Annotated in this window: 13 protein-coding genes; 9 read left to right on the top strand and 4 right to left on the bottom strand. The window is 44.8% G+C overall.

The annotated features are described in order from the left end of the window. The first annotated feature begins 18 nt into the window (after positions 1-18). Positions 19-963 carry a DNA-binding protein WhiA gene (gene whiA / locus AC27FN_RS06815; RefSeq protein WP_487167256.1) on the top strand — a complete coding sequence of 315 codons (945 nt, stop codon included), beginning with the start codon at positions 19-21 and terminating at the stop codon, positions 961-963. A 107-nt stretch (positions 964-1,070) separates the two neighbouring features. Here the strand turns inward: whiA and AC27FN_RS06810 are convergent, their stop codons facing one another. Then, positions 1,071-1,982 carry an SDR family oxidoreductase gene (locus AC27FN_RS06810; RefSeq protein ID WP_487167255.1) on the bottom strand — a complete coding sequence of 304 codons (912 nt, stop codon included), beginning with the start codon at positions 1,980-1,982 and terminating at the stop codon, positions 1,071-1,073. A gap of 118 nt (positions 1,983-2,100) precedes the next feature. Between AC27FN_RS06810 and AC27FN_RS06805 the strand changes: the two genes are divergently transcribed. Continuing rightward, the gene (locus tag AC27FN_RS06805) at positions 2,101-2,676 is read left to right on the top strand and encodes a TetR/AcrR family transcriptional regulator (protein ID WP_487167254.1); all 576 of its coding nucleotides are present in this window, start codon (positions 2,101-2,103) and stop codon (positions 2,674-2,676) included. A 214-nt stretch (positions 2,677-2,890) separates the two neighbouring features. Here the strand turns inward: AC27FN_RS06805 and clpP are convergent, their stop codons facing one another. Beyond that, the gene (clpP, locus tag AC27FN_RS06800) at positions 2,891-3,484 is read right to left on the bottom strand and encodes an ATP-dependent Clp endopeptidase proteolytic subunit ClpP (RefSeq protein ID WP_487167253.1); all 594 of its coding nucleotides are present in this window, start codon (positions 3,482-3,484) and stop codon (positions 2,891-2,893) included. Positions 3,485-3,674: 190 nt separating this feature from the next. Here clpP and AC27FN_RS06795 point away from each other — a divergent pair, with 190 nt between their 5' ends. Beyond that, positions 3,675-4,592 carry a UbiA family prenyltransferase gene (locus AC27FN_RS06795; RefSeq protein ID WP_487167252.1) on the top strand — a complete coding sequence of 306 codons (918 nt, stop codon included), beginning with the start codon at positions 3,675-3,677 and terminating at the stop codon, positions 4,590-4,592. Positions 4,593-5,322: 730 nt separating this feature from the next. Continuing rightward, on the top strand, positions 5,323-6,753 hold the full coding sequence (gene nhaC / locus AC27FN_RS06790) for a Na+/H+ antiporter NhaC (protein WP_487167251.1): 1,431 nt from the start codon (positions 5,323-5,325) through the stop codon (positions 6,751-6,753). Between the two features lie 89 nt (positions 6,754-6,842). Here the strand turns inward: nhaC and AC27FN_RS06785 are convergent, their stop codons facing one another. Further along, on the bottom strand, positions 6,843-7,796 hold the full coding sequence (locus tag AC27FN_RS06785) for an aldo/keto reductase (protein ID WP_487167250.1): 954 nt from the start codon (positions 7,794-7,796) through the stop codon (positions 6,843-6,845). Between the two features lie 304 nt (positions 7,797-8,100). Between AC27FN_RS06785 and AC27FN_RS06780 the strand changes: the two genes are divergently transcribed. The 5 genes from AC27FN_RS06780 to AC27FN_RS06760 all read left to right on the top strand — a co-directional run bounded on the left by AC27FN_RS06780 (position 8,101) and on the right by AC27FN_RS06760 (position 13,107). Continuing rightward, a complete protein-coding gene (locus AC27FN_RS06780) occupies positions 8,101-8,253 on the top strand; it encodes a hypothetical protein (RefSeq protein WP_407883897.1) in 153 nt (50 codons plus the stop codon). 263 nt (positions 8,254-8,516) lie between these two features. Continuing rightward, positions 8,517-9,731 carry a YhgE/Pip domain-containing protein gene (locus tag AC27FN_RS06775; RefSeq protein ID WP_487167249.1) on the top strand — a complete coding sequence of 405 codons (1,215 nt, stop codon included), beginning with the start codon at positions 8,517-8,519 and terminating at the stop codon, positions 9,729-9,731. A gap of 186 nt (positions 9,732-9,917) precedes the next feature. Continuing rightward, positions 9,918-10,106 (top strand): hypothetical protein, encoded by a 189-nt coding sequence (locus AC27FN_RS06770; protein ID WP_487167248.1) that lies wholly within the window; start codon positions 9,918-9,920, stop codon positions 10,104-10,106. Continuing rightward, complete coding sequence (locus AC27FN_RS06765) at positions 10,106-11,569, top strand: multicopper oxidase family protein (RefSeq protein WP_487167247.1); 1,464 nt, start codon at positions 10,106-10,108, stop codon at positions 11,567-11,569. Before AC27FN_RS06770 ends, AC27FN_RS06765 begins: the two co-directional genes overlap by 1 nt. Before the next feature lie 197 nt (positions 11,570-11,766). Next, a complete protein-coding gene (locus AC27FN_RS06760) occupies positions 11,767-13,107 on the top strand; it encodes an MFS transporter (RefSeq protein WP_487167309.1) in 1,341 nt (446 codons plus the stop codon). Positions 13,108-13,300: 193 nt separating this feature from the next. On the opposite strand, the gene AC27FN_RS06755 is transcribed toward AC27FN_RS06760, so the two are convergent. Further along, positions 13,301-13,759, bottom strand: a complete 459-nt coding sequence (locus AC27FN_RS06755; RefSeq protein ID WP_487167246.1) for a Fur family transcriptional regulator — start codon at positions 13,757-13,759, stop codon at positions 13,301-13,303. Positions 13,760-14,045 lie beyond the last annotated feature (286 nt).

Genomic DNA, 14,045 nt, shown 5'->3' with positions numbered 1-14,045 from the left:
AGGAGCGGTGGTGACCAAATGTCGTACGCAAGTGACGTCAAAAAGGAATTGACTGGATTAACCGTGCATGCGGCTAATGGCAAGGCGGAGTTAATGGCGTTAATTCGCGTGAACGGTGCCGTTAATTTAGTGAATCATGCGTTTGTCTTAAATGTACAGACAGAAAATCCGGCGATCGCCCGGCGGATTTATTCGCTTTTAAAGCAATTTTATCGCTTAGAAGCAGAATTGATTGTGCGGAAAAACGTCAAGTTGAAGAAAAATAATATGTATGTCGTTCGGTTACGAACCGGAACTCAGCAAGTCTTACATGATTTACATGTGATGGGGACAGCGGGCATTGAAGAAGTGGTGCCCGCGGGGGTACTAAATGACGATAGCGAATTTCGGTCGTATTTGCGTGGCGCTTTTTTGGCCGGAGGTTCTGTCAATAATCCTGATACTAGTCGTTACCATTTAGAAATTTATTCCCTATACGAGGAACAAAATGAACAAATATGTGAGTTTATGAATCGTTATGAACTCAATGCTCGGATGACAAATCGCCGCAGCGGCTTCATCACGTATCTTAAAGAAGGGGAGAAAATTTCTGATTTCTTGACTTTAATTGGGGCCACTAATGCGATGCTGAAGTTTGAAGATGTTCGGATCATGCGGGATATGCGCAATTCAGTTAATCGGTTAGTGAACTGTGAGACGGCCAATATGGAGAAGGTAGCAACGGCTAGTTCGAAACAAATCGAGAATATTGAATACATTCAAGCTCGGGTGGGGTTGAGTCAGCTTCCCGACAAATTGCAGGTAATGGCCGAAACCCGACTGGCTAATCGAGAAGTTAGTTTAAAGGAATTGGGCGATTTGATTCCGGGCGGCCCAATTTCCAAATCAGGCGTCAACCACCGACTGCGTAAAATAAATGAGTATGCGCAAAAACTACGTGATCGCGATGACTTGTCCGCTTAAATCGACTAAGTGGATATTGGGTTACCAATCAAAAACGGCACCATTTCCCAATTTTAGGGGAAATGGTGCCGTTTCAATCAATCTGGAGAGATTATTAAGACATTTGTTTAGTGCGCAGTCAGTTGGGCGACATTTTCCGGATTATTTAGGAATGTCGCGAGATCAGCTAAGAGACCGGGATGAGTTGGATGCCAATTGAGGGCATTTTGAGTCCAGTCACTACTGGTTGGATTATCTTGTTGAATTCCGTTGGTGAACCACCCAAAGTAGGCTTCAGCGTCAGCTGGTGTTACTGCGGTCACCGGAAGTTTCAAGGCTTGGCCAATCGTGGTGGCAATCGCTTTAACCGTAATCCCAGTTTCAGCGGCTGCATTGTAAACGGCGCCAGCTTCGCCATGTTCTAACGCAGCAACAAATAAATCAGCCGCGTCTAATCGATGAACCGATGGCCATCGTGTCATTCCGTCGCCAACATAAGCTGCTTGACCGTGTTGGACGGCTAACCCGGCGAGTAAGGTACCAAAGCCTTGACGGTGCTCATCGTGAACCGTTGGTGACAAACGAACAGCCATTCCGCGGACACCTGCTTGAGCTGCTTGACGTGCCAAGCTCTCTGACACGGCCCGACCGGTTAACGGTGCCGTGTCCTGTTCTGTTGCCGCGCGTCCAAGATCAGTGACCATTAAGGTGCCTGAGGTATTCACAAATGGTTTGTTGCTGCCGGTTAATGCGGCAAGCATGGCCTTAACCGCTGCAAGATCTTGTGCTACCGCTTCGTCGTAGTGGTTGAAGTCATTATTGTAGCCTAGGTGGAGAACGCCATCAGCCTGTTTGGCGGCCTCAGCTAGGGTTGTTAAATCATCCAAAGTTCCGCGTAATGAGGTCGCGCCTAAGTCAGCTAACACTTGATCACCGTGCGTTGATCGAGATAAACCAGTGACTTCGTGCCCATGTTCAATGAGCTTTTTAACAACAGCCGAGCCGATAAAGCCTGTACCACCAGTCACAAATAATTTCATTTTCGTGTACCTTCTTTGATTTGGTTTTAAATGATAATCTTATCGGCAATGATTATAAACGATAGGTCTATCATAATCAAGTATTGACTTTCAAATAAATCCTAATTATATTCAAAACATGAAAAAGAAAAGTCAGAAAAAGTATGAGGCGATTTTGGATGCGACGGCTCAATTAATCCTCAGTAAAGATGTTGGCGATGTTTCCACAACCGCAATTGCGCAGGCCGTGGGAATTCCTCAATCTAGTATTTATACCTACTTTGATAATCGAGCTGCATTATTAGCCGCATTATTTCTTCGAGAAATAAAAGCACTATATCAAGCTGATTATGACGTTGCTGTGAATCAACCAATTGTTTCGTTATTGCAGCATTATTTGACGAACTTATTTAAATTCGCGTTAGAACACCCAGATAGCATGACCGTGATTGAAAAGCTAAAGTCTGAAATGTGGATTGATGTAAAGACAGTTGCACAAGTTGAAGAGTGGGTGAGTCAAACACCAATTCAGCAGCTACTCGCAGCTAATTTACATAATGGAACTTTTAGATCGGTTGATATTTCATTGGTGCGCAATTTGTTGTTTTCGACGATCAAGCTACATGCCGATAATATTTTAAACGGAGTGTACACCCAAAGCGAGCGACCGTTTAGTGAAGTGTGCGAGTTATTAATCGCTGCCTTAATGAAGTGAAGTCAGCTGTGAAACGCTGATTGACAGCACTGACTAAACAACAAAACCCGTGTTTCCATTTTCAGGAAACACGGGTTTTGTGCGCGTGGCGGGCTACACTAGCCTGTTACCTGTGCCTAGCCTAGCCCGATCAATTGGCAAAGATCGCCAACTGTTCAGGCTTAGCTAGTGCTCGATAACACCCGGCAGGTTTCGCTCTGAATTATTAAATGAATTACTTCATTTCACTGGAGTTCGTCATGATGTGATCAATCAAGCCATAGTCTAAAGCCTGTTGAGCCGTCATGTAGTTGTCGCGTTCTGTATCACGGTTAATGGTTTCAATGTCCTGACCCGTCTTTTCAGCCAGTAATTCGTTAATCATCTTCCGTGTCTTCAGAATTTCTTCTGCGACAATTTCGATTTCAGTCTGTTGACCTTGAGCACCACCAGAAGGTTGGTGAATCAAGATCTCTGAGTGTGGCAGAGCAAAACGCTTGCCTTTAGCCCCAGAGGTAGCCAAAATGGAAGCCATTGAAGCAGCCATCCCCATGACAATCGTTTGAACGTCGGATTTAACGAAGTTCATTGTGTCATAGATCGCCATCCCAGAAGTGATGACACCACCAGGAGAGTTAATGTACATGTAAATATCTTTATCTGAGTCTTGGGCATCTAGAAACAACAACTGAGCGATAATGGCATTAGCCATGTCGTCTTCAATTGGCCCAGAAACCATGATGATCCGGTCCTTTAACAACCGGGAGTAAATGTCATAGGCGCGTTCACCGCGGCTGGACTGTTCAATAACAGTTGGAATTAAAGCCATGATTGAGGCCTCCTTGTAATTTGCGTTGTGAGTTAGTTGGCGTTAGCACTTGAATGCCTGCTCTGCTAATCAACGTAACTGTAGTTTAAACCTTTGGTCAAAAAAGGTCAAACAAAATGCGAGCAATCTGACTAATTTTTTTCGATTACTTATGGTAGCCTTAGTACATCAAGGGTTGAGGAGTAATTTGATGAAGAAAAAATGGTTAACTTGGTCGGTATTTGTTGAACTAACGGAAATTTACACCGCACCATTGAATATTGTTTGGTTTGTCTTGGGGGCAGCGATTGCACAATATCATTATGGCGTTGTCAATTGGATTAATGTTTTGCTATGTTTGATTGATGTCTTTATTTTTGATTTGGCAGTGAACGTTTCCGATAATTATTATGATTATGTTCATGCGGCAGATCGAGAAGGATATGCGTTACATACAAATCCGCTAGGTCGGCTTAAACTGCCATTGAAAGGCGTCTGGTGGCTAGGAACCAGCCTGTACTTAATCTCGGCAATTCCCGGACTGCTTCTTGTCACGCGAACTGGTTGGCCGGTCTTGATCTTTGGGCTCATTGGCTACACCATCGGCATTTTTTATACAGCTGGCCCCTGGCCCCTAAATGCCATGCCAATCTGTGAAGCGGTGGTGGCGTTATCGATTTCTTATTTGATTCAACTGACCTGTGTCTACGTTAGTATCTTCGGGCAGCGCCCGTTCAATTTCAGCGTTATCGCCACGACATTTACCCTATGTCTACCACTGACCTTGATTTTCTTTTTGGTGCAGCTCGCCAACAACACGGCTGACTTGGATGAAGACATTAAAAACCATCGCCACACGTTGGCTTATTTCATTGGTCGAGGCAACGCGGTTAGTTTGATGCGTGTGCTGCTAGTTCTGGGATCAATTTGGCCGCTCGTTAATTTTTTCGGGCATTTGGCACCATGGGAAACATTATTGAGTATGCTTTTATTACCAATCATGTGGCGGGGGATGCAACCGTTTTTTGCGGTGCAAGATAAACGCAAGACTTACATGAGTGTTATTAAGAGCACATCGCTGTTCTTTTTAGGTTATACATTGTTGTTCGCTGCCGGAGTTTGGTTATAAATTTAGCGGAAATGCGCGCAGTTGCGCTTGTCTGTTGATGCTCAGAGTCAAATCTGGCTGGTTCACGCTCTTTCTTAAACGCGCTCACCAGACCTAAGTCCTGTGCACAACCATCAACCACTACCGGGTGAAACCCACCCGTCCGTGATTCCCAGTTATTGCTCGGACTTACCCGGTCTGGTTCACACTTTTTCTAAACGTGCTCACCAGACCTGACCCTTGCGCACAACCAACAACCGTAACCGGGCCAAGTTCGCCCAATTACGATTGTCCGTTGTTGCTCAGGGTCAAATCGGTCTGGTTCACACTCTGATTAACAAAAAAACATTGACAAGAAATTAAAAAGCTGGTATCTTTCTAATCAACATTTAATCATTTGTTTTCATTCCAAGTAGGGACTCGTCTGGGTGTCAGGAAGTCGGTGGTTGCTGCGAACCGATCAGGGCTAGTTTACGAAATACTTGAAAACGACAATGAACGGGCAACTCTGGACCGTTATCCCAGTGAGAGTGAGGTTTTTTGATGGCGCCATTAAAAAACCTAAGCTGGGTGGTACCACGGTTAAAAAATCGTCCCTGTTATGCGACTGCATAGCAGGGACGATTTTTTTGTGAAAAGGTGGGTGTCGAAATGAATGTTGGCCATTGTGGGGGTAATCCGCGATATTAGCAATTTATGATCGAAACTAATGATTGAAAGCTAATTTAGTCAATAAAGCGGGGTTAAACAAATGGAAGAACAAACAACCTTTAAAGTAGGACGCAACGAAGCACTCGTTGTTTTGATCATCATGTTAACTATTATGGGAACCGGGGTCATTGCCTTTGGTTTATCACCACAAGTTCCGGTGATGCTGGTGATGGGCTTATTAATGGCTTGGGGGGTAATCCATCGCTTGCCTTGGTCACATATTAACGATGGTATTAAAGATGGTATTCAAACTGGAATCGTGCCGATTTTTATTTTTATTCTTGTCGGTGCCTTAATCAGTACCTGGATTGCAGCAGGTATTATTCCATCCTTGATGGTGTTTGGCTTTCATCTGATTAGCGTGCAGTGGTTTGTACCCTCGGTTTTTGTGGTATGTGCGTTAGTTGGGAGTGCGGTTGGGAGCGCCTTTACTGTCATTTCTACAGTGGGAATTGCTTTCTTCGGCATGGGAGTCACAATGCACGTTAATCCGGCTTTGGTCGCCGGTGCCATTATTTCTGGAGCGGTTTTTGGTGATAAATCATCACCATTATCTGAATCGACTAATCTAACCGCTGCGGTGGTTGACGCGGATTTGTTCAAACACATTATGAATTTAATGTGGTCTACGATTCCAGCATTTGTGATTTCACTGATTGTTTTTGGCATTATGGGCAGTGGTGAAAAGGGGACGAGTTTGGCCAGTATCAATCGGGTTATTGATGTTTTAGATGCACACTTTACCATCTCTGCATGGGCCATTGTCCCGATTGCTTGCATGTTTATCTGTGCCTGGCGCCGGGTACCAGCAATCCCAACATTGTTTTTAAATATTGGAGTCTCGTTAGTAATGTTGCTCATTGAACATCCTGGAACTAAACTCACGCAGATTGCGGCTATTATTGAGACTGGCTTCGTGTCGCACACTGGGAATAAGGAAGTCGATTTACTGTTATCTCGTGGTGGAATCGCTAGCATGATGGGGACTGTCTCATTAATTGTCCTGACGCTGTCGTTAGGGGGCATGCTCATGGAGTTTGGCTTAATTGATGCAGTGATGATTCCTTTTGCTAAGCATCTAAATACGGATGGTAAGCAAATTACGGCGGTTGTCTTATCCGGAATAGGCGTTAACCTATTCATCGGGGAACAGTTCCTATCTGTGATTTTACCCGGTCGAGCTTTTAAAAAGACATTTGATGATGCAGGTTTAGCACCGGTAGCTTTGGGCCGTGCGCTTGAAGATGGCGGCACAGTGATTAATTACTTAATTCCGTGGGGGGTGGCCGGTGTTTTCGCGGCCAACACCCTAGGGGTAGCGACAATGGCTTTTCTACCTTTTACTTTGTTTAGTTTGCTATCGCCGGTCTTTTCTATTTTAAGCGGCATAACCGGAATTGGACTAAAGCATCAAGTTACCGAACCGTCACCGACGAAGCCCTCAGCAGAAGCAACCTCGGCGGCCAACTAATTTTGGTGATTAATACAACGCCCCAGCAAACTCAGTTTTGAATGTTTGCTGGGGCGTTATCTAATTAAGTTGGTAGATTTAGTGAACCATTACGGTAAATCGTTACCGGCCGCCAAATAAAGATCGTACCATTCTTGAGCCGTGAGCTTAACTTGCTCAGCGGCAACAATTTCTTTGAGGCGATCGGGATTCATAGAACCTACAATGACTTGAATCTTAGCCGGGTGCCGCAAAATCCACGCGGTCGCGATCGCATTTTTGGTCACTTGGTACCGGTCCGCAACTTTTTGCATCATCGCATTTAATTCAGGAAACTTCGGGTTATCAATAAATACCCCAGCAAACATGCCATACTGGTAAGGTGACCAAGCTTGAATGGTCATGTTGTGAAGCCGTGTGTATTCTAAAATACCCTGATCGTGGTCAATGCTACGGTCGTCAGCCATATTGACATGCATCCCAGCATCAATCATGCCTGTGTGCATCAAGGAAAATTGTAGTTGATTGATAAGCAGTCGTTGGTGAACTGAATGCTGCAGGAGTTCGATTTGGGCTGGATTTTCATTTGAAACCCCGAAATGACGGGCGGTACCATCTGCTTGTAAGGTATCTAAGGCAGCAGCAACTTGGTCTGGTTCCATCAGTGGATCTGGTCGATGGAGTAATAAACTGTCAAAGTAATCAAGCCCCATTCGATTTAGTTCTTGATGAGCCGCATCCACTAAATGATCTCGATCAAAGTCATAACGGGCGGGGAATACTAAGCCATCGTGAGAGCGCTGTGGGTCAACCACAATACCGACTTTACCTTGGACATAAATATCAGTTCGCTTGATGCCGGCCTCTTTTAACGCTTGACCGAAAATCGTATCGGACTTGCCTTCCCCATAAATGTCGGCGCCATCAAAGAAATTAATGCCCAGCTCAACAGCGGTCGACACGACTTTAGTGGCTTTCGCAACGGACAACTGGTTCATGCGCATGATGCCCAGACCGATGTTCGATGCATGGATGTCACTGCGTCCTAAGTTAATATAATCCACAACGCTCACTCCTTTTCATTTAATATCATTAGTGTAGCACGAATTAAGGATACCTGACTTTGGCGTGATTCTGAAACTTGATGTAGCTGGATTAAAGGTGGGATGATTAGTGGGAAACATCCGCGAAAGACACGATTTGTGTGGATAATCAGTCATTATTGCTGACCAGGCTTACCTGGGCTTGCTCACACGCTGATTTATTGACGAGTGATTCTTGTGCTGCGCTGATTTTTACCTTGCTCACGTCTGATAAAGCTGGTATAGTGTTACGTGTTATGAACACAGTATTGAGAGGAGAAGGACCATGGCAGAAAAGAAACCATTAAATTCATTCGCCGGTACCCGTCCCGTTGCTAAGCGTCAGCGGCGGATTCGTCGCGAAAAAGAAATTGCCGCAATCCAACGTTGGGCTGCTGGCAAGACGGACACGATCGAAGCAGCGCCAAAAGCAAAGTAAGTTCAGTTATGAACGCTTTTCTGATTGGCTCTCATTTTTACATCAAGAAGCAGTTAGTTTCGCAACGTCGTTATGGCGTTGCGTTTTTTTGTGCTGGTGTTTTTGATTGAGCTGAGTGAAGCTTCGTAAGCGTTGATGTATTTTTGAGCTAATTTAAGAAATTTGGTACAAAAGGTGCTGATCTGTTTCAACCACGTTTACAATTGGACAGGCTGATGAAATAGTAGTAGTTCATTTTGTTTTGGGAAAAGGAGACTAGGCAAATGCTACTAAAGAAGATGCTGCAAAATCGGTTTGTTTGGGTCGCCGTGATTATGGCGATCATTTACCAGTTGGCAATGGTCGGCTGTTATGTGTGGGGATTTAGTCAAGTCTCAAAAAAGTCAGTGCAAATTAACACACAAATTGTGAATCAAGACGCTGGGCCGTTGGGTCAGCGAGTTGGCCATGAACTAGCTAAGCGTCTATCGGCACAGTTAACGCGAGGTAGCTTGACAAAAATTCGACAAAAAATGCGGGATAATCAAGTAGATTTGGCCATTGTTATCCCGAAACATTTTTCTAATCAGATTACTCGGGGAAAAGTTATTGAATTAACCGAACTCAAGAATCAAGGGACACAAATGATTGTCGCTGGGACGGTGCGTGGAATTACGAATACGTTGCCAGAAATCTTAGCCACGATGTTAACTAAGCAAAGGACGCGGCGAAGCTTAACCCAATTGGTGACTCCTATCGTCTTGAAACGATTAGCTGAACAAGGAGTACCTACAGCAGCACAAGTCACAATGGCCCAACCCATTGTTAAAAAACAGGTGAACCATATTTTTAAGCAGATAAATGTGCAAGTCCGGGTGAAGACGCATCGACTTGATCGCGGCCGGAATCAAGCTAGTTGGCAAATGGCACCGATGTTTCTGACAATGGCGGTTTATCTTGGTGGCATGATTGCGACGATGACTTTTGTCAATGTTTTCAATGGATTTCGGGTGCATTATTCGAAATGGCAAACTTTCGCAGCTGTTGTGGGGTGCCAAGTTGTGATGGCTGTGACATCGACAATTGCTGGCGTGGGATTATTAATGTGGTTGCTCAAGTTTTCATTGCCAATTTTTGCTCAATTATATCTGCAAATGATTCTCTTACAGTTGGTCGCAACCAATTTTGCACTCATTCCTAGTATGTTGTTTCAGCCGGCCGGCTTGTGGATCAACATCCCGTTATTGATGGCAGGGGCAATTACTGGAACAGGGACATTGCCCCTGCCAATGTTACCAACGGGATTGAGCTGGTTTCATGCCATCACGCCATTGTATCCTGCGGTCAAAGCGACGAGGCATGTCTTATTTCAAGCCGGTCCTGTGCTAGACTTTGATCGACAATTGTTGGTGATTGGCCTAGTTTCAATAGGAATTTTACTTTTGATCTTGCTGTATTTACCAGGGGAACCTGAACAGATCGACCCTGAGCATGCTTAAAATTGGCCCGTACTAAGTGAATTTTGTTCAAATTATCGCGGATTTGGGATGGTTACGAGTGCATAGAGCCGTTTTATGATGTTAGGCCGTTTTAACCAGCGGACCATAAAACATGGCTAAATTTTCTGAGAATCGCCGTGACTTTTTAACTTAGAATGAATACAATGTAGCAAGGGGGGTGAAGAGATGGGAACTGGGTCAAAGTCAATTTCATTATTCTTTTTAGTCGTATATGGTTTTTTGATTTATTTGGTCTTTACCATGCAAAATATGTTAGCGATGGAAGTTATGGCTGGTGGCATGTTTTTGCAAGCACTGATTGACTGTTGGTGTGCGTTTAGAAAACCCAAAGTACATATTGAGGAGGAGTCATAATGGCTGAACAAAAGGTTTACTCCGATTATTTTTTTGATGAGCCCGTTTTTGATTTACATGATGGTGGGTATGTGCGGCTGTCACTTCCAGACGTTCCGGAAAAGCCGTTGGCAATTCCAGCGGCCTTGCAACCAGATCGTGTTGAAGGCAACGACGTGTGGTATACCGTGGCTGCTCGCACCGGTGAAACCCAGATCCTGCCCGGCGTTAAGACCAAGACTTGGGGTTACAATGCTGATTTATTGGGCACCACCATTGTTCTGAAAGACGGCGTGCATTATCACGTGCATATTGAAAACCAATTGCCAGAAGTCACCACATTACACTGGCATGGGTTAAACGTTCCTGGACCAGTCACGGATGGTGGTCCCCATGCACCGGTTTATCCAGGCGAAAGCCGTGACATTGACTTTACGCTAGATCAACCAGCGCAAACTGACTGGATTCATCCGCATCCTTGTCCAAACACGGCGCGTCAAGTGTGGAATGGATTGGCCGCTGCGGTAGTCGTCCAGGATGAGATTGAAAGTCAATTGCCATTTCCACGAAACTATGGGGTGGACGATATCCCAGTGATCCTTCAAGATCGTACGTATCACGATAATCAACTTGATTACGATGCTGATTACGATGTCGATGGAACCTTAGGGCAATATCCACTGGTTAATGGGACGATCAATGGCGTTTTCAAGGTCACAACTCAACGGGTTCGCTTACGTATTTTAAACGGTGCCGATCGGCGTGAATTTCGGCTTCACTTTGGCGACCAGCATCAATTTACTCAGATTGGTTCTGATGGTGGTATTTTACCAGCCCCAGTGCAATTAACTAAATTGATGTTGACTGCCGCGGAGCGAGCCGAAGTCATCGTCGACTTTGGTGAGTACAAACCTGGCGACCGCGTCCAATTATTCTCTGATGATGTGCCATTGATGACGTTTGAAATCGGGGCGTTTGCGCCAGATGATACGGTATTGCCGGAACACTTGGTTGATATTGCTGATTGGCAGCCGACGCCTGGATTAGCGATCGAAAAGACAGTTATGTCTGGAATGGACGATGAAGTCCGTCTGGATGGCAAGTTGTTTGATATGCAACGGATTGATCGTAAACAAAGACTCGGCGATGTGGTCGACTGGGAAGTCACGAATACCAATGAAATGGATGGTGGAATGATTCATCCTTTCCACATGCATGGTTGTCATTTCTTAGTCTTATCACGAAACGGCCAAGCCCCATACCCTAATGAGCATGGTTTTAAGGATGTGGTTGGGGTTAATGCAGGTGAAACAGTGAAAATCCGTGTGCTTTTCGATGTACCGGGTGTCTTTATGTATCACTGCCATATTCTGGAACATGAAGATACGGGGATGATGGCTCAAATTGAAGCTTATGATCCGGAACATCCACAGACGTATCATTTATTAAGTATGGATGAGATGAATCATCCACATCAGGCTTAAACCTTCATGATGGCCAACGAAAACGCGGCGCTCAGAGCATCGTGCTCGGCACCGCGTTTTTTATTTGGCACAAATTTACAATTTCGTATAAATAAAAAAGGAATGGAAGTGAATGAAAATTGACAGTAAGTACAGTCACGTCCATTGATAATCAAGGACATCCTTATCGTAGGACAGCCTTTATAACCACTTTATTGATGGGAACTTTTAGTATGTCGATTAGTCAATCCTCATTATCGACGGCTTATCCAACCTTGATGCGCACCTTTGGTATTGGGGCATCAGCAGTTCAGTGGATGACGACCGGGTTTATGCTCGTCATGAGCATTATGATTCCAGTCAGTCCATGGTTGTTAAATAACGTTCGTTTCAGTACGTTATTTAGGGCGGTTACCGGACTGTTTGCACTAGGAACATTATTGTGTCTGGTCGCCCCGACGTATCCGTTATTGGTCGTCGGCCGGCTCATTGAAGCATTAGGCGTGGGCATTATTTTTCCATCCTTTCAAACGGTTTTGTTAACCATTACACCGGAAGCCCAGCGAGGCTCGACCATGGGGACAGCAGGTCTGATTATGGGGTCTGCCTTGGCGACTGGACCAGTTGTCTCTGGGATCATGCTGCAGTTGACCAGCTGGCGGGGACTCTTCGCGTTATTTTTAATTTTAGTCGGCGGTGTTTTCGTGGCTTCCTTCTGGTTTATTAAAGATGTGATGCCAAAGCACGTCACTAGTATTGATGGCTGGTCGATCGGATTATCATTAGGTTTTATTGGGTTGTTATTTGGCTTAAATCAGCTCGGAACCAACGGTGTTTCCAATTTTGAATTGGGGTTACTAGTTGTTAGTGGATTAGCGATTATTGGATTTTGTTACCGACAATTCAGACATACGCAGCCTTTATTGGAATTACGCGTATTTAAAAGTCGTTTGTTTACGATCGGCGTTTTATTGACTGGAATTTCATATATTGCGCTGATCGTGACAACCATTGTGCTGCCGCTGTTTTATCAAAATGTTTTAGGGCTTTCCGCATTTGCCTCTGGGCTGGCTTTAGTGCCAGCAGCGATCGGGTTAAGCTTATTGAATCCTTGGACTGGCAAATTGATGGATCGATTTGGGCCCCGGTTAGTGATTTTAATTGGGATGAGTTTAATTATGTTCGGCTTCGGTTATTTAACGTTAGCAAGCCAGCATTTAACGTTAATAACTGTGATTTTGGCGTCCCTAGTGACTGAGGGTGGAAATGCGTTTGTGATGATGCCGGCGGTCACCTTGGGAGCCAATTCATTACCAGATACATTGATCGCTCATGGAACCGCGGTAACAACAACGGCCCGCCAACTGCTTGGCTCAGCCGGCGTTGCCGGGGCTACACTCATTTTAAGTCGGGTAACGACGGCCAATCAAACCAGGCTGGGATTCCATCAAGCAAGTTTGGCTGGTTATCAAGCGACCTTTGCGACTTTTTTATTCATCGGTGGAATTGGGTTATTACTTGCCTTAACCTTGCCTCATGGGCGACCGACGAAAGCATAATTGTGAATTGGGGTCGCTAGTGATAAATAAACAGGCGCGGAACACCAGTCAATTGCGACTGGTGTTCCGCGCCTGTTTGCGCTGTAGCTGGATAATGAAATTTGCCGGACTAGTTTTTATGTCATATCATTGCGACCAGCTAGGTGGGCGGACCATGACGACTTAGTTCCCAGTCACAAAAAATTGTAAAGTGTTAATTAATCGGTTTTGGGGCAGTCAAGCCTAACTTTTTCTGGCATTCTGGGCAGTATCCATACAGTTCAATATGATCTTCTGTGATCAGGTAGCCCGATTGTTTGATGGCGGCTTGTTCTAGATTGCTGAAGTCATCGTAGAAAATATCTGTAATTTTGCCACAATTTTGGCAAACCGCATGAAAGTGAGGGCGGCCAAAATAGTCATAGTGCGTGCCAGCATCCCCATTTTCCAGTTCAATCACCAGGCCAGTCTCGACAAGGGTATTAAGGGTGTTGTAGATGGTGGCGAGACTGAGATCTTGATGAGCGGCCGTAAGCTCATTAAACAGTGTGCCAACGTCTGGATGGTTGTGATGAGTCATTAAATAATGAAGGACGATTTGCCGCTGTGGCGTCACGCGTAATTTGTTTTGTTTGAGCATCTGAACAGCAGCTTCATCAATAATTTCTGCCATGGCGATTTCCTTTCTTAGATTATTTCTAAACTTATATTAAACCACTTTAACGGGTAAAAGCCAATAGATCGCTGCTAAAACGGACACTTTTAGGAATAAAAACGGTTGATTGACGAAGGGATTAGGCGTAACTACGCTATACCTAGTTAGTTAAGTCACAGTAAGTCGGCGTCAACCGGGAAAGTTAATCTGTTCATTTAAAGTGTTAAATGAAATTGCGTCGCATTAAGTTTTGCACTGAAGAAAATTTGCTTTATGATGGGGTCATCAAAACGGTCCGGGAGAC

It is taken from the genome of Furfurilactobacillus sp. W61-4 (genome assembly GCF_057545565.1).
The sequence above is the reverse complement of the archived record's forward strand: the minus strand, read 5'-3'. Positions and strand labels throughout refer to the sequence as shown.